The sequence below is a fragment of the Kribbella sp. NPDC058693 genome (assembly GCF_042715335.1).
GTDB lineage: Bacteria > Actinomycetota > Actinomycetes > Propionibacteriales > Kribbellaceae > Kribbella > Kribbella jiaozuonensis.
In genome coordinates this window covers 248,828-268,849 of the sequence record NZ_JBHXSQ010000006.1, presented here as the reverse complement: position 1 = coordinate 268,849, position 20,022 = coordinate 248,828, and the positions used below count along the sequence as shown (strand labels likewise).

18 protein-coding genes are annotated in these 20,022 nt (G+C 68.9%); 15 read left to right on the top strand and 3 right to left on the bottom strand.

Annotated features, from left to right (window positions below; genetic code table 11):
• The first annotated feature begins 48 nt into the window (after positions 1–48).
• The 15 genes from ACFWUU_RS38400 to ACFWUU_RS38330 all read left to right on the top strand — a co-directional run bounded on the left by ACFWUU_RS38400 (position 49) and on the right by ACFWUU_RS38330 (position 16,967).
• Positions 49–1,158 (top strand): GNAT family N-acetyltransferase, encoded by a 1,110-nt coding sequence (locus ACFWUU_RS38400; RefSeq protein WP_380183304.1) that lies wholly within the window; start codon positions 49–51, stop codon positions 1,156–1,158.
• Positions 1,130–2,080 carry a potassium channel family protein gene (locus ACFWUU_RS38395; RefSeq protein WP_233715027.1) on the top strand — a complete coding sequence of 317 codons (951 nt, stop codon included), beginning with the start codon at positions 1,130–1,132 and terminating at the stop codon, positions 2,078–2,080. The genes ACFWUU_RS38400 and ACFWUU_RS38395 overlap by 29 nt, the downstream gene beginning before the upstream one ends.
• Positions 2,081–2,183: 103 nt before the next feature.
• Positions 2,184–3,170, top strand: coding sequence for a LacI family DNA-binding transcriptional regulator (locus ACFWUU_RS38390; RefSeq protein ID WP_380183302.1), 987 nt, complete (start codon positions 2,184–2,186; stop codon positions 3,168–3,170).
• Entirely contained in the window at positions 3,167–4,084 is a 918-nt protein-coding gene (locus ACFWUU_RS38385; protein WP_380183300.1) for a carbohydrate ABC transporter permease, read from the top strand. Before ACFWUU_RS38390 ends, ACFWUU_RS38385 begins: the two co-directional genes overlap by 4 nt.
• A complete protein-coding gene (locus ACFWUU_RS38380) occupies positions 4,081–4,914 on the top strand; it encodes a carbohydrate ABC transporter permease (protein ID WP_137257691.1) in 834 nt (277 codons plus the stop codon). The genes ACFWUU_RS38385 and ACFWUU_RS38380 overlap by 4 nt, the downstream gene beginning before the upstream one ends.
• A gap of 8 nt (positions 4,915–4,922) precedes the next feature.
• On the top strand, positions 4,923–6,203 hold the full coding sequence (locus ACFWUU_RS38375; protein ID WP_380183298.1) for an ABC transporter substrate-binding protein: 1,281 nt from the start codon (positions 4,923–4,925) through the stop codon (positions 6,201–6,203).
• The gene (locus tag ACFWUU_RS38370) at positions 6,200–7,339 is read left to right on the top strand and encodes an ADP-ribosylglycohydrolase family protein (RefSeq protein ID WP_380183296.1); all 1,140 of its coding nucleotides are present in this window, start codon (positions 6,200–6,202) and stop codon (positions 7,337–7,339) included. The genes ACFWUU_RS38375 and ACFWUU_RS38370 overlap by 4 nt, the downstream gene beginning before the upstream one ends.
• Complete coding sequence (locus tag ACFWUU_RS38365) at positions 7,336–8,634, top strand: ADP-ribosylglycohydrolase family protein (RefSeq protein ID WP_380183295.1); 1,299 nt, start codon at positions 7,336–7,338, stop codon at positions 8,632–8,634. Before ACFWUU_RS38370 ends, ACFWUU_RS38365 begins: the two co-directional genes overlap by 4 nt.
• A complete protein-coding gene (locus ACFWUU_RS38360; RefSeq protein WP_380183294.1) occupies positions 8,624–9,523 on the top strand; it encodes a ribokinase in 900 nt (299 codons plus the stop codon). Before ACFWUU_RS38365 ends, ACFWUU_RS38360 begins: the two co-directional genes overlap by 11 nt.
• On the top strand, positions 9,520–11,508 hold the full coding sequence (locus tag ACFWUU_RS38355; protein WP_380183293.1) for an SUMF1/EgtB/PvdO family nonheme iron enzyme: 1,989 nt from the start codon (positions 9,520–9,522) through the stop codon (positions 11,506–11,508). The genes ACFWUU_RS38360 and ACFWUU_RS38355 overlap by 4 nt, the downstream gene beginning before the upstream one ends.
• Entirely contained in the window at positions 11,505–12,692 is a 1,188-nt protein-coding gene (locus tag ACFWUU_RS38350; protein WP_380183292.1) for a CaiB/BaiF CoA transferase family protein, read from the top strand. Before ACFWUU_RS38355 ends, ACFWUU_RS38350 begins: the two co-directional genes overlap by 4 nt.
• Positions 12,693–12,726: 34 nt before the next feature.
• On the top strand, positions 12,727–13,551 hold the full coding sequence (locus tag ACFWUU_RS38345) for an HpcH/HpaI aldolase/citrate lyase family protein (protein WP_380183291.1): 825 nt from the start codon (positions 12,727–12,729) through the stop codon (positions 13,549–13,551).
• Positions 13,552–13,553: 2 nt separating this feature from the next.
• Positions 13,554–15,146: a phytoene desaturase family protein gene (locus ACFWUU_RS38340; protein ID WP_380183290.1), complete on the top strand. Its 1,593-nt coding sequence runs from the start codon at positions 13,554–13,556 to the stop codon at positions 15,144–15,146.
• Positions 15,147–15,318: 172 nt separating this feature from the next.
• Complete coding sequence (locus ACFWUU_RS38335; protein ID WP_380183289.1) at positions 15,319–15,735, top strand: TIGR03668 family PPOX class F420-dependent oxidoreductase; 417 nt, start codon at positions 15,319–15,321, stop codon at positions 15,733–15,735.
• On the top strand, positions 15,732–16,967 hold the full coding sequence (locus ACFWUU_RS38330; RefSeq protein ID WP_137257919.1) for an RNA polymerase sigma factor: 1,236 nt from the start codon (positions 15,732–15,734) through the stop codon (positions 16,965–16,967). Before ACFWUU_RS38335 ends, ACFWUU_RS38330 begins: the two co-directional genes overlap by 4 nt.
• Here ACFWUU_RS38330 and ACFWUU_RS38325 read toward each other — a convergent pair.
• Genes ACFWUU_RS38325 through ACFWUU_RS38315 form a run of 3 tightly spaced genes read right to left on the bottom strand, consistent with a single transcriptional unit; the run spans position 16,957 to position 19,996 of the window.
• Positions 16,957–18,015, bottom strand: a complete 1,059-nt coding sequence (locus ACFWUU_RS38325; RefSeq protein ID WP_380183288.1) for a class I SAM-dependent methyltransferase — start codon at positions 18,013–18,015, stop codon at positions 16,957–16,959. The two genes, ACFWUU_RS38330 and ACFWUU_RS38325, sit on opposite strands and share 11 nt — an antisense overlap.
• Positions 18,016–18,029: 14 nt before the next feature.
• Positions 18,030–18,992 (bottom strand): Gfo/Idh/MocA family protein, encoded by a 963-nt coding sequence (locus ACFWUU_RS38320; protein ID WP_380183287.1) that lies wholly within the window; start codon positions 18,990–18,992, stop codon positions 18,030–18,032.
• Positions 18,989–19,996 (bottom strand): alcohol dehydrogenase catalytic domain-containing protein, encoded by a 1,008-nt coding sequence (locus tag ACFWUU_RS38315; RefSeq protein ID WP_380183286.1) that lies wholly within the window; start codon positions 19,994–19,996, stop codon positions 18,989–18,991. Before ACFWUU_RS38315 ends, ACFWUU_RS38320 begins: the two co-directional genes overlap by 4 nt.
• Positions 19,997–20,022 lie beyond the last annotated feature (26 nt).

Below are 20,022 nucleotides of genomic sequence, written 5' to 3'. Positions count from 1 at the left end.
AGGGCGGACGGACAGTGGAAGCACGTTTCCACGAGGGAGGGCGTCCGCATGCTCTGGAAGATCAGGACCGAACTCGCCGACCGGCCCGGTGCTCTGGCCGAACTCGCTGCACGGTGTGGTGCGGACGACATCAACATCCTCAGCCTCGAGGTCTTCACCGCCGAGACCGGCGCCGTCGACGAGCTGGTGGTCTCCACCGGTGTCGGCTGGAACGCCGACGACCTGGCCGCACTCGTGGCCGAGGCCGGCTGCGTCGGTACGACGGTCCGCCCGTGCCAGGCCGACGTACTGAGTGATGCCCCGACGCGCTACCTGCGCGCTGTACTGCGGTTGCTCGACGACCCGGTATCGGTCGACGAGGAGCTGGGGAACCTGCAGGGCTTCGACGAGTACACGCCGGCGGAGTGGGCGCGGGCCGACGTACTCGTGGAGATCGCCGGACGGCTCGCGGAGCGGTACGACGTGGCGGAAGGGCCCCGGCCCGGTAGCGGCGTACCTGTGCTGCGGACGGCGACCGTCGAGGACGCCGACTCCGTGGTCGCGATGCACGACCGGTGCTCGTACGAGAGCCGCACCCGGCGGTACCACGTGCCGATGCCGAAGCTGACCGCCCGTACCGCGCGGCACCTGTCCGCGCCGGCCGGTGGCGTGTCGGTGGTCGCGGACGTGGACGGCGCCGTGGTCGGGATGGCGACAGCCGCGCCGTGGGAGGAGTTGGGCACCACGACGATGGAGGTCGCCGTACTCGTCGAGGACGGCTGGCAGGGCCAGGGCCTCGGGCTCCGGTTGCTGCGCCAGTTGGTGGAAGAGGCCCGGGCGCTCGGTGCCGATCGGCTCGTCTGCATGGTGCAGCCCGAGAACTACGCGATGCTCCGGACCCTCGAGCGGCTGCGGATGCGGTCGCGTGTGGTGCGGGACGGCGACAGTCTGATGGTCAGTGTCGCTCTGTCCGACCGGAGCCTGTCGCATGCGGTGGATCGGCCTGCGGTGCAATATCGTCTGAACCGTGCCACCCCTTCCCACCGGTCGGAACCCACACGGTCTGCTGGTCAACCTGCCCGCGAGCACGCGCTCGCCGCTCTTTCAGCTCTTCAGCCGCATTCTGATCGCGCTGGGGCTGTTGACCGTGATGGTGCTGATCGTGGTGGTCGACCGTGACGGGTACCGGGACAGCTACGACGGCAAAGTCGGGCTGATCGACAGCATCTACTACGCAACCGTCACGCTCACCACGACCGGGTACGGCGACATCACTCCGGTGACGCCCACTGCCCGGCTGGTGAACGCCTTCATCGTGACTCCGCTGCGGATCGCGTTCCTGGTGGTTCTGGTCGGTACGACACTGGAAGTGCTGGCCAACGAGGGTCGCCGGATCATGCGCGACACGCGCTGGAGGAAACGGATGAAGGACCACACCATCGTCGTCGGCTACGGCACCAAGGGCCGCTCCGCCGTCCAGACGCTGATCAGCAACGGGGTCAACCGCGACAGCATCGTGGTGATCGACCCGCGCGCGCAGGCGATCGGTGACGCGGGCAACGACCAGATGGCCGCCTTCCACGGCGACGCGACCAACCGGACGGTACTGCGCCGTGCCGAGGTGATGACCGCGCGCGAGGTGATCGTGACGACCGACCGCGACGACTCGGCGGTCCTGGTCACGCTGGCGGTGCGGCAGCTGAACCCGAACGCGCACATCGTGGTCGCGGTTCGCGAGGAGGACAACGTGCCGCTGCTCCGGCAGAGCGGCGCGGACGCCGTCGTCACCTCGTCGGAGGCGGTCGGCCGGCTGCTCGGTCTGACGTCCGTCAGCCCGAACCTCGGCGAGGTGATGGAAGACCTCCTCACGTACGGCGAGGGCCTCGAGGTCGCCGAACGCCCCGTCCTGGGCCGTGAGGTCGGCAAGCCCCCGTCCGCCGTACCCGACCGCGTCGTCTCGGTCGTCCGCGACGGCAAGGTCCACCGGTACTACGACTCGAACGTCTCCGTCCTGGCCGCGGGCGACAAGCTGATCGTCGTCCGCCCGGCCAAGGAGACGCCGTGGGCCGAGCGGCCCGGCGCGGACGAGACCGAGGAATAAGTCACAGGTTGGTCTAGCGGCGGTTTCTGAGGTTGACCGCCGGGCGGCGGCGTCCTACTGTCGGGCTTGTAAACGATTACAAGAACGATTACAGGAGGTCGGCGTGAGTCGTCCGACGATCGCTGGGGTGGCCCGGGCGGCCGGGGTCTCGGTGGCGTCGGTGTCGCGCGTCCTGAACGGGTTGCCCGCGACCGAGGAGATGGTCGAGCGGGTCCAGCGAGCGGTGCAGGAGCTCGGGTACGTACCGGATGCGAGGGCGCGATCGCTCAAGGTCGGGCGGACGTTCCAGCTGACGCTGGCGGTCGCCGACGTCGGTAACCCGGTGTACGTGACGATGATGCGGGCGGTCGAGGAGGTCGTGTCCGCGGCCGGCTACCGGCTCGTGGTGACGACGACCGGGCCTGATGTGGTCGACGAGGTCGCGCTGGTGCGGGGGATGGCCCGTGGGTACGCCGATGGCCTGCTGATCAGCCCGATCCGCGTCGACGAGGACCTGGTCAAGTCGATCCGCGAGTGCGAGGTGCCGGTCGTAGTCGCCGGTAACGTGCCTGCCAAGGCCGGCGTCGACACCGTCCGAGCCAACTCCCCGAAGGGCATGCTGCTCGCTGTCGACCACCTGGTAGCCCAGGGCCGCACCCGAATCGCCTTCCTGAACGGCCCCGCCGACACCGTCCCCGGCGCCGCCCGAGCCAAGGGTTTCGCGGAGGCCCTCAAAGCCCACGACCTACAGCCAGCCGCCCTCGCGGAGGCAACCGACTTCACGTTCGCCGCCGGACGCGCCACCGCACCCGAACTCCTCGGTGGTGGGTTCGACGCCGTCATCTGCGCGAACGACCTGCTCGCCGTCGGGCTCATGCACGAGCTGGCTGCGGCCGGACTCGAGGTTCCGAAGGATGTCGCGGTGGTGGGGATGGATGACAGCGAGCTGGCCGAGCAGTGTTTCCCGACGTTGACGAGTGTGAATCTGGGGTCTGCCGAGCGGGGGCGGCGGGCGGCTGAGTTGCTGTTGGCAAGGATCGAGGACAACGAGCGGACGCCACGACGCATCGTCGTACAACCGTCGTTGAGTATCAGGAGGTCCACCCCGTGACGGCGACTCTGACCGCGCCGACGCAGGTGAAGAAGCCGGGTAAGCCCAGGCAGAACAGGGAAGCGATCTTCCTCTTCCTGCCCGCCTTGCTGCCGGTGCTGATCCTCAGCGTCTATCCGCTGATCCGCGGTATCGCGCTCGGCTTCACCGACGCGCGCGCCGGCCTGCATGTCGAGACGAACTTCGTCGGCTTCGACAACTTCAGCAAGCTGCTGCACAACAACCTGTTCTGGGAGTCGTTCCGGATCGGCGTGATCTGGACCCTGTCGGTCACGATCCTGCAGTTCGTCGCCGCGCTCGGCCTCGCGCTCCTGCTCAACACCGATATCAAGTTCCGCGGCGTCGCCCGGACCCTCGCGTTGATCCCGTGGGCCATGCCCCCGGTGGTCGTCGCGATCATGTGGCGACTGCTGCTGCACCCGACCAACGGCCCGGTCAACGAGATCCTGCAGAAGCTGCACCTCACCGACCACCCGATCAACTTCCTCGGCGACTTCAGTACGGCGCTGCCGGCCGTGATCGTGGTCGGTATCTGGGTCGGTATGCCGATGACGACCGTCACACTCCTCGCCGGCCTGCAAGGCATCGACCGCACCCTGTACGAAGCGGCCGCGGTCGACGGCGCCAGCGCGTGGCGCCAGTTCTGGAACATCACGCTCCCGCAGCTCCGCACCGTCATCGTCGCGATCACGAGCCTCGACATGATCTGGAACTTCAACTCGTTCGGCCTGGTCTACGTGCTGACGGCCGGCGGTCCGGGCGGCAAGACGATGCTGCCGATGCTCTTCGCCTACAACGAGGCGTTCCGCTACGGGAACTTCGGAATGGCCGCCGCGATGGGTGACGTGATGGTGGTCATCATCATCCTGTTCCTGTTCTTCTACCTGCGGAACCGCCTGCGGAGCGAAGCATGAGAACCCGTCCGGCAACCCGCGTCCTCCAGTACGTCGCAGTGCTGGCGTACCTGATCTTCCTCGGTTTCCCGCTGCTCTGGCTGATCTCCAGCTCGCTCAAGTCGCCGCAGGAGTTCGCGAGCATCACGCCGTCGATCCTCCCGAAGCACGTCGAGTTCTCCAACTACTCCGACGCGCTGAACGAGCAAGGCCTGGTCCGCGGCCTCGGCAACAGCCTGCAGATCTCGATCTACAGCACGATCCTGGTGCTGATCGTCGCGCTGCCGGTGTCGTACGCGCTGGCCCGATTCCGCAGCCGGCTGCGGCCGCTGACGAACGGCTGGATCCTGGTCAGCCAGGTGTTCCCGGTGATCCTGATCGTGATCCCGCTGTTCATGATCCTGCGACCGCTGCACCTGACCAACACGATCCCCGGCGTGGTGATCGTCTACATGGTCTGGTCGCTGCCGTTCGCGCTGTGGATGCTGCAGGGGTACGTCGCTGCCGTGCCGCGCGAGCTGGAGGAGGCGGCGTCCGTCGACGGCGCGAGCCGGGTCCGGACGATCGTCTCGATCGTGATGCCGCTGCTCCGGCCCGGGCTGATCGCGACCGCGATGTTCACCTTCATCTCGGCGTGGAACGAGTTCTTCTTCGCCCTGGTCCTGTTGCAGGACCCGCAACTCAAGACACTTCCGCTGGTGCTCGCCCGCTTCGTCGGTGCCGAGGGCCAGGTGCAGTTCGGCCCGCTCGCCGCCGCCTCCGTGCTGGCCACCGTTCCAAGTCTGGTGTTCTTCGCCTTCCTGCAGCGCCGGTTGACCTCCGGCCTGCTGAGCGGCGCAGTCAAAGGTTAGGAGAGGTAATGAAGAAGGTACTGACCGCGTTGCTCGCGGCGGGTGCGCTGGTGACGCTCGCCGCGTGTGGGGGCAACAGCAACGACAACAACAGTTCGGGTTCGTCCGACGAGAAGGTGACGCTGAAGTTCCAGAGCCTCGCCTTCCAGAAGACGACGGTGGCCGCGACCAAGAAGATCGTCGCCGACTGGAACGCCGCGAACCCGAACATCCAGGTCGAGTACGTCCAGGGCAGCTGGGACTCCGTGCACGACCAGCTGGTCACCCAGTTCCAGGGCGGGACCGCGCCGGACATCATCCACGACGAGTCCGCCGACATCACCGGGTTCATCAACCAGGGGTACCTCGCGGACCTCTCGCCGTACCTGAGCCAGGGGACCAAGGACGCCGTCCCGCAGGGCGTCTGGGACACGGTCTCGAACGACGGCAAGATCTACGGCGCACCGACGCTGATGCAGTCGTACGTCGTCCTCGGCAACTCCGCGCTGCTCAAGCAGGCCGGGATCACCGCGTCCGGTGACTCGCTCACCTGGGACGACCTGGCCGCCGATGCGAAGAAGCTGACCGCGGCCGGCAAGTACGGACTCGGCTGGGGCCTGAAGAGCCCGACCGCGACCGTGCTGAACCTCGGGATGAACTTCGACGGGAAGTTCTTCGACGGGACCGGTAAGGACGCCAAGGCAACGATCGGCGACCCGGAGCTCGAGGTGCCGAAGCGGATCCACGCGATGGCCTACGACGACAAGTCGATCGACCCGACCTCGCTGACGCAGGCCGCCTCCGACGTACTGCCCGGGTTCTACGCCGGCAAGTACGCGATGATTGTCGCCGGCAACTACGTCGCGCAGCAGATCCTCGAGGAGGCGCCGAAGACCTTCCAGTGGGAGGTGCTGCCGCCGCTGAAGGGCACCAGCACCAAGCAGGCCGCGAACCCGCAGACCCTGTCGGTGCCGGCCGAGGGCAAGCACATCGAGCAGTCGGCGAAGTTCATCGACTACTTCATGAAGGCCGAGAACCTGGCCGCGGTCGGTCAGGGCGACTGGCTGATCCCGACCACGCAGGCGGCCCGGGACGCGATCCTCAAGACCACCGGCGGTAAGGACGGCTGGCAGCAGACGCTTGCCAGCGGCACCGAACTGACCAAGGCGCCGTTCCAGAGCGTCGAGAACTACCCGAAGTGGAAGGACCAGATCGCGACGCCGGCGCTGCAGGAGTACCTGGCGAACAAGACCGATCTGGCCGCGTTGGGCAAGAAACTGAGCGATGGATGGGGTCAGGTCAACCAGTGACGTCCGAGCTGGAAAGCAAGTCGGTAGGTGCCCTCGTCGGTTCCGCGGTCGGTGACGCGATCGGTGGAGCCGTCGAGGGCTGGACCCCGGAGGCGATCCGGGAACGGCACGGCGGCTGGGTCACCGGCATCGTCGGCCCGTGGTACGACGACTGGCGGACGGCGCGCCCGATCGCGCCGTACCACAAGGGCGACGGGCACATCACCGACGACACGTTGATGACGCACGCGCTGGTCGAGGTGTACGACGAACGCCGTACCCACCTCGACGCGTACGCCGTCGCCGAGTCGCTGGTGCCGAAGATGATCGACGGGACCCGCTGGGTCCCGGAGCTCGAGGCGGACGCGTTGCTGCTGCAGCGGGTGTTCCTGGCCGAGAAGTGGCTGGTCGCCCGCCTGCACTACGGGCACGTCGATCCGCGGGAGGCCGGCGTCGGCAACATCGTCAACTGCGGTGCGGCGATGTACATGGCACCGGTCGGCGTCGCCAACGCGGGCGATCCCGAGGGTGCGTACGCCGAGGCGATCGACGTCGCCGGTGCGCATCAGTCGAGCTACGGGCGGGAGGCGGCCGGCGTGTTCGCGGCCGCCGTCGCCGCCGCAATGGTGCCCGGGGCAACGGTTGTGTCGGCGGTAGAGGCGGCTCTGCGGCTCGCCAAGGACGGCACTCGGAGGGCCGTCGAGGCGGTGGTCGAAGCGGCCGATGGCGTGACCGACTGGGAGCAGGCGATTCCCCTGCTGCGCAAGGCGATCGAGCCCTACGACACTGTCGGACCGAACTACCGCGAACTGTCGATGGACGCACGCCGTCCGAGCCGGACCAAGGCGATCGAGGAGCTTCCGGTCGCGCTCGGCTTCGTCCTGGTCTCCGAGGGAGATGTACGCCGGGCCGTCCTCGGCGGTACGAACTACGGCCGCGACGCGGACTCGATCGCGTCGATGGCCGGCGCGATCACCGGGGCGCTGAGCGGACGCGACGGCGTACCCGCGGACTGGGCCGCCGACATCGCCGAAGCGAGCAAGACCGACCTGATCGAGCCGGGAAGGGTGATGGCCTCGGTAGCCGTCGACCTGCAGGCGGCTGACGCGCGTCGATGGGCGCGGCGTAGCGAAGTACTGGAGACTTTGACGCGATGAGAATGACCTGGGTGCAGCCGGAGGACCTGCTCCCGCACCAGCTGGTCCAGGCGCGGTCCGAGGGCGTGGACGTCACCGACGTCCAGGCCCGCTGGCTGGCAGCAGGCGGTACGACGGACGCCCCCGTGTCGGGCGCCTCCGCCGAGCCCGCGCCACCGGCACTGCGCGCACTGGCCCGTGAGCTGCTCGACGTACTCGACGCACGTACTGCGGAGTGGCACGAGCCGGAGATTCCCGAGCTGCCGTCGCTCGGCGAGCCGGTCGAGCTCGAGGCGCGGACGTTGAACGCGTGGCTCGGCCGGTGTGCGGGCAACCTGCTCGGCAAGCCGGTCGAGAAGATCCCGCGCGAGGGCATTCGCGAGATCCTGGCTAGCTCGGGGCAGTGGCCGCTGACGCAGTACATCACTGCCGTCGGCGTGCCGGAGGATGTGCAGCTGCGGTGGCCGTGGAACCGGCGGTCGAAGGTCAACAGCCTGCGCGAGGTCATCGACGGGATGCCGGAGGACGACGACATCAACTTCGCCATCCTCGCGCTGCTGATGATGGAGCGGTACGGGCCTGGGCTGACCACCGAGGACGTCGCGCAGAGCTGGCTGAACGAGCTGCCGGCCGGACGCGTGTTCACCGCCGAACGTGTTGCCTACCGCAACCTTCTCGAAGGTGTCGACCCGGCCCGCGCGGCCGTCGTCGGGAACCCGTTCCGCGAGTGGATCGGCGCGCAGATCCGCACCGACGCCTACGGCTGGGCACACCCCGGCGACCGTACTGCGGCCGCCCGGCTGGCGCTCGTCGACGCCCGGCTGAGCCACACCGGCGCAGGCGTCGACGGGGCACTCTGGGTGGCGGCGATGTCGGCGGCCGCTCTGGTCCTCGACGACCCGATCAAGGCGGCGGTTGCCGGCCTCGAGGTGGTCAACGGGCAGGGTGCGATCGCTCGCGCCGTCCGCTTCGGTCTCACGCTCGCGGACGCCGAGCTCGACGATGCGCTGGACGCGTTGCACGCGGAGTACGGCGACCTGCATTGGGTGCACGCGGTGAACAACACCGCACTCACGGCGTACGCGCTGACCGCTCCGGATTTCAGCACCGCGATCGGTCGTGCGGTGATGGGCGGCTGGGACACCGACTCGGCCGGCGCCACGGTGGGCGCTGTGTTTGGCGCGACGCGCGGGGTTCCGGCAGAGTGGTCCACACCACTGGACAACCGGGTGACCACAAGTCTCCCGGGAATGAACCAGATCGCGATCGACGAACTGGCGGCTAGGACTGTGGAGGTGTCGCGGGGTGCAGCCTGAGGTTGTCGTAGTGGGCAGTGCGAACGTGGATCTGGTGTTACCGGTCCAGCGCATTCCGCGCCCCGGCGAGACCGTTCTCGCGGGGGTGATGAGCCGTGGTCCGGGCGGTAAGGGAGCCAATCAGGCCGTCGCCGCGGCGCGGGCCGGTGCACGGACGGCGATGGTCGTCGCGCTCGGTGCCGACGACGGCGGCGCACTGCTACGCGATGCGCTCGGCGGCTCCGGGGTAGACCTCTCGCTTGCGACGACGAGCGACGCCCCGACCGGTACGGCGATCATCACCGTCGAGGAGAGCGGCGAGAACTCGATCGTGGTCGCGCCCGGCGCGAACGGCGAGCTGGCTCTGTCCGCGGATGCGCTGGCCGCAATCGGACAAGCGAAAATCGTGCTTTCCCAATTGGAGATCCCGTTCTCCACCGTCCAGGCGGCAGCCGCGGCCTCGACGTACTTCATCCTCAACGCGGCTCCGGCCGCGGACCTCTCCGACGAACTGCTCGCCGAGGTCGACCTGCTGGTGGTGAACGAGACCGAGGCCGAGGTGGTCGGTGGTCAGGACCGGTCCGCGCTGCTGAAGAAGGTGCCGGCCGCGATCGTCACGCTCGGCGGCGACGGCGCGGTCATCCTGACCCGGGACACCGACGAAATTGCGGTTCCCGGCGTACCTGTCGAGGTTGTCGACACGACGGCAGCGGGCGATACCTTCTGCGGTGTGCTGGCCGCAGCATTAGCTGCCGTGTCAGTTAACGACTCGATCACCGGAAGCGACCTGACGAACGCGGTCCGACGCGCTAACGTTGCTGCTTCATTAAGTGTTCAAGCCGCGGGGGCGATCTCCTCGGTGCCTCACGGGGATGCAATCGACGCGCGTTATGCGGAGGTGTACCTGTGAATCCGCTCGAACCGCGGCCCATCGATCTGCCTGCAAGGGTCGACCTGGGTCTCGGGACCGATCTGTCCTTCCTGGACGACGCCAAGATCCTCGGCGCTCCGGAGGACCCGGGTGATCTGCCGCGCTGGCGCGCCAAGCTGGCCGAGTGGCGGTTCGGCGCGATCGAGCGGACGCGGTACGACGGCTCGCACTACGACCAGCCCGGTCGCGAGTGGACCCAGACGGCGTACTCGGTGGCGCTGGTCTGGCTCTGGGACGACCTGCTGTACGACGTACGGACGGGGAAGTTCACGCCGGAGAAGTTCGTCCAGCACGGGCTCGACGAGTTCGGCGGGCACGACGCGATCGTGCTCTGGCACGCGTACCCGGTGATCGGGATCGACGACCGGAACCAGTTCGACTTCTACCGGGACGTGCCGGGGCTGCGGGCGTTGATCGACGACCTGCACCGGCTCGGCCTGAAGGTGTTCTTCGACTACAACCCGTGGGACGTCGGCACCCGCCGCGCCGCGCGCTCCGACGCTGACGAGTTCGCGGCGCTGGTGACCGACTTCGCCGTCGACGGCGTCTTCCTGGACACGTTGAAGGAAGGCGATCCGGCCTTCACCCGCGCGCTCCGGCAGGCGAACCCGGCGATCGCGTTCGAGGGCGAGTCACGGCTGCCGATGGCAAGGATCGCGGACCACGCGCTGTCCTGGGCGCAGTGGTTCGCGGACACGGACGCGCCGGGTGTGCTGCGTGCGCACCTGTTCGAACGCCGGCACATGATGCACCACACCCGCCGGTGGAACCGCGACCACAGCGACGAGCTGCAGTCGGCGTGGGTCAACGGCGTCGGCATGCTGGTCTGGGAGTCGGTGTTCTCGGCGTGGGTCGGCTGGAACGCCCGCGACCGCGCGACACTGCGCCGGATGGTCGCCGCTCAGCGCGCGTTCGCGCCGGTGCTGATCGACGGCGACTGGATCCAGCTGACGCCGGAGATCCCGGAGAAGGCGCGCGACCACGGCGTCTACGGGTCCCGGTTCGACCTGGCAGACATCACCTTCTGGACGCTGATCAACCGCGACGAGGAGGACTTCGACGGCATCGTCCTGCGCTCCGAGGACCAGGTCGGCGACTGGTACGACGTGACGTCGGGCGTCCCGATCACCTCGGACGACGAGGGTGTCCACCTGGTCGTGCCGGGGCGTGGCGTGGCCGGCATCGTCCGGGTCGGCGCGACCGCCGGTGCATCCTGCCGGGCGACCGCGCGCCGGTTGGGCACGATGCCGCGGGCGCATGTGCGTGAGTCGGCATTCCCGATGCGTCCGGCCGAGCTGGTCGCGGTGCCCGCGGTTTCAGGTAGCGCAGACATCGGCGTGACGGTCGACGTACCGGCTGGGGAGCGGACGTTGATCGTTCGGCACCGGCGGCGCGAGACCGGGTTGTACGACACAGCGCCGTACGTGGAGGAGTGGAAGCCGCTGCCGCCACGGCTGCACGACATGCAGAGCGTGAAGCGCGAGGTAGAGCTGTCCGGCATCTCGGTCGCGGTGCGTGAGGTGAGCAACGCGGAGTACTCCGAGTTCCTCAAGGCGACCGGCTATCGGCCGGTGGTCGCGAACCGGTTCCTGAGGCACTGGGTCGAGGGCGCGCCCGTCCCGGGGACCGAGGACCATCCGGTCACGTACGTCGACCTGCCGGACGCGCGGGCGTACGCCGCGTGGCGTGGCGGCCGGCTGCCGACCGAGGACGAGTGGCAGGTCGCGGCAGCTGTCGAAGGCTTCGAGCGCCGCGAGCCACTGGTGTGGAACCTGACCGAGAGCGAGTACCGCGACGGCCGCAGCCGGTTCTGCATTCTCAAGGGCGGTTCGCATTATGTTGCCAAGGGCTCCGATTGGTACGCCGACGGCGGCCCGCAGCGGCCCGAGGTCAGCTTCAAGCTGGTGCTGACCGGAGGTGGTCTCGATCGCTCGGAGACCATCGGCTTCAGGTGTGCGGGATGAGGTCTGCTCCTCTTGACGGTGTGAAGGTGCTCGAGGCGGCGACGCTGTTCGCGGGACCGCTGGCAGCGACCTTCCTCGGTGACTTCGGCGCCGATGTGACGAAGATCGAGCACCCGTCGCGGCCGGACGCCGCGCGGACGCACGGTGCTTCAAAGGACGGCGTCGGGCTGTGGTTCAAGACCCTCGGGCGGAACAAGCGGCTCGCGACCCTCGACCTGTCCCGCGGCCGGGACGTGTTCCTCGACCTGGTCAGGTCCAACGATGTGCTGGTCGAGAACTTCCGGCCAGGGACGTTGGAGCGTTGGGGCCTCGGGCCGGACGTGTTGCTGGAGGCGAATCCGCGGCTGGTGATCGCGCGGGTGACGGCGTTCGGGCAGGTCGGTCCGTGGTCGCGGCGGCCCGGGTTCGGATCGTTGGCCGAGGCAATGAGTGGGTTCGCGGCGGTCACCGGTGAGCCGGACGGTCCGCCGACGCTGCCGCCGTTCGGTCTCGCGGACGGGATCACCGCACTCGCCACGGCGTACGCCGTTCTGGTCGCGTTGCGCGAGCGAGATCGCTCCGGTGCGGGGCAGGTGATCGACATGGCGATCATCGAGCCGATCCTGATGATGCTCGGCGGCGGCATCACGGCGTACCAGCAGACCGGGTACGTGCAGCCGCGGCTGGGGAACCGGTCGTCGAACAACGCGCCGCGGAACGTGTACCGGACCGCGGATGGTCGATGGGTCGCCGTGTCGACAAGTTCGCAGAGCATCGCCGAGCGGGTGGTGACGCTGGTCGGTCGTGCGGATCTTGTCGCGGAGCCGTGGTTCGCGACCGGGCGGGAGCGGGCCGAGCACGCCGACGAGCTCGACGACGCGGTGGGTTCGTGGATCGCGGCGCGGCCGTTGGAGCTCGTGATGGAGGAGTTCGAGAAGGCCGAGGCCGCGGTCGGGCCGGTGCACGACATCCGCGGGATCATGAGCGATCCGCAGTACGCCGCACTCGGGACGATCGTCAGCGTCGACGACGACGAGCTCGGCGGGCCGGTGCAGATGCAGAACGTGCTGTTCCGGTTGTCCGAGTCGCCGGGTTCGATCCGTTGGGCCGGCGGGCCGCACGGCGCGAACACCGACGAGGTGCTCGCGGAGGTCGGCGTCACCCCTGATCAGCTTGCTGCGCTGCGGGCTGCCGGGGTCGTGTAGTCCGTGTGGTAATGGCCTGGAGGGGGCGTTCAGAGTGCTGACGGCACTGTATGTTCCGGCCAACCGGCCGGACCGGTTCGCGAAAGCTGTTGCTGCGGGCCCCGATCTGGTGGTGTTCGACCTGGAGGACGCCGTACCGGTCGACGCCAAGGCGGATGCACGCGGGTGGGCGGTCGCCTGGATCGCCGCGAACGCGCACGGGCCGGTCGAGATCCGGGTGAACGCGCTCGGGACGCCGTGGATCGAGGACGACCTGGCCGCGATCTCCGCCGTGCCGGCGGTCCGGATCCGGCTGCCGAAGGTGGAGAGCGCGGCCGATGTGCGGGCCGTGCTGGAGAAGGTGCCATCGGCAAGGATCACCGCGTTGATCGAGTCGCCGCTGGGGGTCGAGCGCGCGTTCGAGATCGCCACCGCCGATCCGCGGGTGGTCGCGGTCGCACTGGGCGAAGCGGATCTGTCGAGTGCGCTCGGGGTGGACGACGCGGCCGGGCTGGCGTGGTCGCGCGGCCGGCTGGTGTCGGCGTCCCGGGCGGCCGGGCTGGGCGCACCGATGATGTCGGTGTACCCGCGGGTCGACGACTTCGACGGGCTCCGGCGTACGTCGCTGGAGGGGCGGATGCTGGGCTTCGTCGGCCGGACGGCGATCCACCCGCGACAGCTCACCACGATCGTCGAGGCGTTCACCCCTACGGATGCGCAGGTGGCCGAGGCGGAGGCCCTGCTCGCGGCCGTGGAGAAGGCGGATGTCGAGCGCGGCGGTGTGATCGTCCTGCCGGACGGGCGGATGGTCGATCCGGCAATGATCGGGCGCGCCCGGGAGGTCACGGCTCTGATCCGGGAGATCGAGCTAAGGTCGTAGGCATGCTGCCGCGCAGGGTTGATGCCGTGGTGATCGGTTCGGGGCCGAACGGGCTCGTGAGCGCGATCACGCTTGCCGACGCGGGCTGGGACGTCCTGGTGCTGGAGGCCGCCGACACGTTCGGCGGTGCGGTCCGGTCGACCGAGGAGGGCGGCTGGATCAGTGATCGTTTCAGTTCGAACTACCCGCTCGGGGTCGCGTCGCCGGTGATGCGGGCGCTGGAGCTGGAGAAGTTCGGCCTGAAATGGTCGAACGCGCCGCTGCCGCTGGTCCATCTGCTCGACGAGGACGGTGCTGCGGCAGCGATCCACCGGGATCCCGAGGACACCGCGAAGTCGCTCGGCGCCGAGCACCCTGGTGACGGTGACGCTTGGCTGCGGCTGTACCAGCAGTACGTGTCGATCCGCGAGCCGTTGCTGAACGCGTTGCTCACGACCTGGCCGCCTGTCGTGCCGGGGCTGAAGCTGGCGCGGAAGCTGGGTTCGGCGGGGGAGTTGCTGCGGTTCGCGCGGTTCATGGCGATGCCGATGCACCGGATGGGGCAGGAGCTGTTCGACGGGCGGCACGGGCCGGCCATCATCGCGGGGAACTCACTGCATGCCGACGCGCCGTTGTCGGGCAGCGTCAGCGGGACGATGGGCTGGCTGCTCGCGATGCTGGCGCAGGACGTCGGCTACCCGGTCGCGACCGGCGGATCATCGGCGTTCTCCGGCGCCTTGGTACGACGCGCCGAGCGCACCGGAGTGTTGCTCGTCCCGGGTGCGCCGGTGACGCGCGTCGAGGTGTCCGCGGGCCGCGTGACCGCCGTACACACGGCATCCGGTGAGACTGTCTCGGTCACTCGCGCGGTCATCGCGGATACGTCCGCACCGGCGTTGTACGGCGAGTTGTTGCCGGAGGCACTCATTCCGGCGGGGCTGCGACGTGATCTCGACGAGCGGTTCGAGTGGGACTACCCGACGGTCAAGCTGAACTTCCGGCTGAGCGGGCCGATCCCGTGGAAGTCGGCGGAGGCGCGGTCGGCCGGCGTCGTACACCTCGCTGGGACCGCTGACGATCTCGTGCATGTGTCCGCGGATCTCGACACCGGGCGGGTTCCGGCGCAGCCGTTCCTGCTGATCGGGCAGACGACGAAGTCCGATCCGACCCGGTCGCCCGAGGGCACCGAGGCGGTCTGGGCGTACTCTCATCTGCCGCGCGGGATCGCCGAGGACGCGGCCGCGGAGAAGCTGGCCGGCCGGATGGAGCGCGCGATCGAGCGATACGCCCCGGGCTTCGGCGACCGGGTCATCGATCGCGAGCTGCAGCGCCCGTCCGCACTCGAATCTGGCAACGCTGCGCTCGGTTTCGGTGCCCTCGGCGGCGGCACGATGCAGCTGCACCAGCAACTCGTCTTCCGCCCGACCATTGGCCTCGGCAGCGCCCGCACCTTCGTCACCGGCCTGTACCTCGGCAGCTCCGCTATCCACCCCGGCGGCGGAGTCCACGGCGCCTGCGGCCATCTGGCAGCCCGTACTGCGCTCCGCGACGCCTCGCTCCTGGGTCCTGTCACCCGCACGCTCCCGACCGCTGCTCTCCGCCGCCTGCAACGCTGACTCAGGTGTCGCGGTAGCCCGCCCAGCCGGGTTGCGATCTCTTCGTTGGTTCGGCGGGCAGGAGTTGCACGAGACCGTGGGGCTGCCGCCGATGATCCTGTCGGCGCTGTGGGCGATCCTCGGCGGAGTGCTCTGGCGCAAGGAGGCGCCGGTCAGCCGCTAGGGTCGGAGTGTGCGACTCGACGAAGCAGGCTGCAGGGCTCGGGTGGCGGCAGCGCGGGTAGGACGTCTCGCGACCGTCGGCCCGGACCTGCGGCCGCACGTCGTACCGGTGACGTACGTCGTCCATGCGGACGAGCTGTTCATCGGGATCGACCAGAAGCCGAAGTCGACGACGGACCTGAAACGGTTGCGGAACATCTCGTCGAACGAGCGGGTCGCGGTGCTGGTCGACGAGTACGACGAGGACTGGACGCATCTGTGGTGGGTACGGGTCGACGGGGTCGCGCGGGTGGTGGCCTCGGATGCGGCGGCGGTCGAGTTGCTGGCGGCGAAGTACCCGCAGTACGAGGCGGATCCGCCGCGTGGTCCGGTGATCGCGATCCGGGTTGACGGGTGGTCGGGGTGGGCGTATCGAGGGGAGGACTGACCGTGGTGGACGGGTTGTTGCGGGAGTTGGCGCCGCAGGTGCTGGGGTTCTTGGCTCGGCGCCACGGGCAGTTCGACTTGTGCGAGGACGCCGTACAGGAGGCCCTGCTGGCGGCGGCGACGCAGTGGCCGGTCGACGGCGTACCGGCGAATCCTCGGGGGTGGCTGATCACCGTTGCGACGCGACGGTTGACGGATGCGTTTCGGAGCGAGAGTGCGCGGCGGCGGCGTGAGGACAGCGTCGCGGCAATGGCAGGGCCGGAGGAGTTGGTTGCCCCGGGCGCCGACGTTGACGACGCTCCGGACGCCGATGACACGTTGACGTTGCTGTTCCTGTGCTGCCATCCGGCGGTCACGCCGGCGTCGCAGGTCGCGTTGACGTTGCGGGCGGTCGGCGGTCTGACGACGGCGGAGATCGCCCGCGCGTTTATGGTGCCGGAGGCAACGATGGCGCCGCGGATCAGCCGCGCGAAGAAGAGCATCAAGGCGGCGGGGAGCCGGTTCGCGATGCCGCCGGAGTCGGAGCGGGCCGAGCGGCTGCGCGTCGTACTGCAGGTGCTGTACCTGATCTTCAACGAGGGTTACACGGCGAGCTCGGGGGAGGAGCTGCAGCGGGTCGAGCTGACTGCCGAGGCGATCCGGCTGGCGCGGATGCTGCGTACGGCGCTGCCCGACGACGGCGAGACCGCGGGCCTGTTGGCGTTGATGTTGCTGACCGACTCGCGCCGGGCGGCCCGCACGACCGCGGACGGCGGTCTGGTGCCGATCGACGAGCAGGACCGGTCGTTGTGGGATCGCGCGCAGATCACCGAGGGTGCCGACCTGATCCTGCACACGCTGCAGCAGGGCGGGCTCGGGCCGTACCAGCTGCAGGCCGCGATCGCCGCCGTACATGCGGAGGCGCCGAGCGCGGACGAGACCGACTGGCGGCAGATCCTCTCGCTGTACCTGGTGCTGGAGAAGATCGCGCCGAACCCGATGGTCACGCTGAACCGGGCGATCGCGCTCTCGCAGGTCGAGGGTCCGCAGGCGGGGCTCGACCTGCTGGCGACGCTTGAGGACGACAAGAACATCACCGAGACCCATCGGCTTGACGCCGTCCGCGCCCATCTCTACGAGCGCGCGGGTGATCTTGGGCGGGCTCATGACCATTACCTGGCCGCGGCCCGCCGTACGACGAGCCTCCCCGAGCAGCGTTATCTGCAGGCGAAGGCTGACGCGATCACGGGATGAGCCGGTAGAAGCGGAACAGGTCGGTGTGGAAGGGGAGGACCTGCGTCTCGGTGAATCCTGCCTCGGTGGCGTAGCGGCGGAGGGTGTCCGGGCGCATCAGCGCGCCAGTTGCGGCTGAGTCCGGGTCGCCCATTGCGTCGGGCAGGCAGGACATCAGGCTCCAGCCGTAGTGGTACCGCTCGAGATCCGAGGCCGGTGCGGTGAACTGGTCCTCGACCAGCTCGTCGAGGATCAGGACCGAACCGCCGGGGGCCAGCATCTGGCGGGCTGTGCTGAGGGCATCGACCGGGTGGGACATGTCGTGCAGGGCTTCGAGGATGGTGACCAGGTCGAACTGACCTGACTGGTCGGATGCGTTCGCCGCCGAGAAACTCACCCGATCGTCCAGTCCTGTTTCGTGGGCGTGGCGTTGGGCGGCGGCAATGGCGTCCGCGTCGAGGTCAACGCCGTGGACGGTGATGTTGGGGTACGCCTGGGCCATCGCTATCGAGGACCAGCCGGTGCCGCAGGCGAAGTCGGCCACCCGGGCCGGCGGATCGGCGCGCAGGCGCTCGTCGATCTCAGGGATCGCGGGCAGCCACTCCTTGCCGAGCAGGTTCAGGTACGTCGGGCGGTTGAACTCGGCCCGCCCCTCGGGTTCCCACGGCTGGTGCGGCGGGGCGTCGCCGGTGCGGTACGCCTCGACCAGGTCCGGGAGCATCCGGGCCGCTCTCGCGAGCTCGACACCCTTGTAGCCGTGGTAGTCGAGGTCGTCCTCGTCGGCCAGCACCGAGACATGCTCGGGCGGCAGGGTGTAGCGCCGTTCGGTCGGAGCTGCTGTGACGTCGTCGACGTCGAGGAGATCGCTGGCGGCGTGGTGCTCGAGCCACTCGCGGATGTAGCGCTCGTTTGTGCCGGTGCGTTCGGCCAGCTCGACCGAGGTCGCCGGGCCTTGGTCGGCGAGCGCCCGGTACAGGCCCAGGCGCTCGCCGAGGTAGATGGAGTAGAGCTCGAGTGCGGCCCCGGCGTTCCGGAAGATCCGCTCGACGAGTGCGTTGGTCCGGTCCATGGGTTGGATCGTACTTAGGTCAGGACGCGGCGTCCCGTCTCATGGGATTCGATCGCGGCGTGCGCCAACTGCAGGGCGCGGCGGCCGGCGCTCGCGTGGACGGGTGGTTGCTCGCCCTTGCGCAGTGCGGTGAGGAGCGCGTCGACGTGGCGGTCGAAGGTGCCGGCGAAGTTGCGCGACTCGTCGTCGAAGTACGTCGAGTGCCAGCGTTGCTCGACCGGGTCGCCGGCCTTCTGGAACGTCAGCGCGCGGACGGTGTCGTGGATGACGAGTCGGCCGGCGGTGCCGTTGATCTCGATCCGCTGCGTGTCGGGATAGGCGTACGACGAGTCGTACGTGCCGAGCATCGTGCCGACCGCGCGGTTCTCGAAGTCGAGCGCGAGCGCGACCGTGCTCAAGGCGCCGTACGTCTTGTCGGTCATCTGCGCGGCTACTGAGGCTACTGGTCCGACCAGTTGCTCGAGCATGTCGAACCCGTGGCACTGGGTCTCGATCAGGTTCGCGTGCGGGGAGTTCCCGTGGTTCGCATCGCCGCCGAAACGCCAGGTCGCGAAGACGAGGTCGCCGAGCTCGCCGGCGTCGATGAGTGCCTTCGCGCGCTGCACGGGTTCGGCGTACCGGTGGTTGAAGTTGATCGCGAAGAAGTTGTCGCCGGCTTCCGCGAGCAGGCTGTCCGCCTCGGCGAGGTCGAACACGAGCGGCTTCTCGACCAGCAGCGGTACGCCGGTGCGTACCAGCTTCAGCGTGATGTCGTAGTGGTCCTCGTTCGGCAGGCAGACTGTGACGAGCTCGGGCTGCGCGTTGCGCAGCATCTCGTCGAGATCGGTGTACGGCGTGGTGCCGTACCGCTCGGCTCGCGCCCGCGTGCGATCCGGCGTACGGCCGAAGATGCCGATCAGCTCGGTGTCCTCGCGGCGGGAGAAGATGCGCGCGTGGTGCTCGCCCCAACCGCCGGCGCCGACCACCGCGACTCTCATGCGGCGCCGTCCTGCGTGACGACCACCTTGCCGGTCTCGCCGGCCATGAACAGCTCGAACGCGTCGGCGATCTCCGAGACCGGGAAGCGGTGGCTGATCACCTTTCCGATGAGCTCCTGGTGGTCCGACAACAGCGCGAGGTTGCCGGGCATCTCGTCGTACCGGAAGTACTCGCTGCCGAGGATGGCGTGCTCGGGGGCGATCAGGTCGCTGGACACGTCGATGGTGAGCGATTCGCCGTGGCCGACGCAGATCAGCGCGCCGCGCTGGCTGACGATGTCGAGCGCGGCGCGCCGGGCGGACTCCTTGCCGGACGCATCGAACGCGACGTCCGGGTTGCCCGCCGCCGAGATGTCGTCGGCGAGCAGCGGGATCGCTCCGAACGACTCCGCGAAGTCGAGCCGCCAGCGGGAGAAGTCGGAGATGTAGACCGGTACGTCGGCGCCGTACTTGAGCTTGCTCATCACCGTCAGGCCGAGACCGATCGGGCCGGCACCGGCGATGTACACGCTCTCGACGTCTGGTCTGACCAGTGCCGCCCGGCTGATCGCGTGGCTGCTCGTCCCCATCACGTCGAGCAGCATCGTCGCGTTGCCGATCTCGACGTCGTCGGTGACCGGGAAGAAGTTCGACTCGTGCACCAGCTCGTACGGGCCGTAGCCGCCGTCGTGGGTGAACCCCATGTCGGCGCGCTTGGCCAGGCACTGGTTGGTGGCGTTCAGTTGGCAGCTGCGGCACTCGCCGCAGAAGTCCATCAGGAACACGGCTCCGCGGGTGCCGACGGCCGTGCTGGTTCCTTCGCCGGCTTGCAGGACGGTGCCGGCGGCTTCGTGTCCGGGTACGACGGAGGAGCCGTCGTAGTACTGGTGTCGGTCGGTGCCGCAGAGGGCGTTCGCCTGGACGGCGAGGAGGAGTTGGCCGAGGGCGGGGTCCGGGTACTCGTGGTCCGCGAACTCGATCTTTCCGGCGCCGGTGAACCTGGGGGCGAGGGCGGTACGCGTCATGCTGCCGGAATTTACTACGTAGCAAA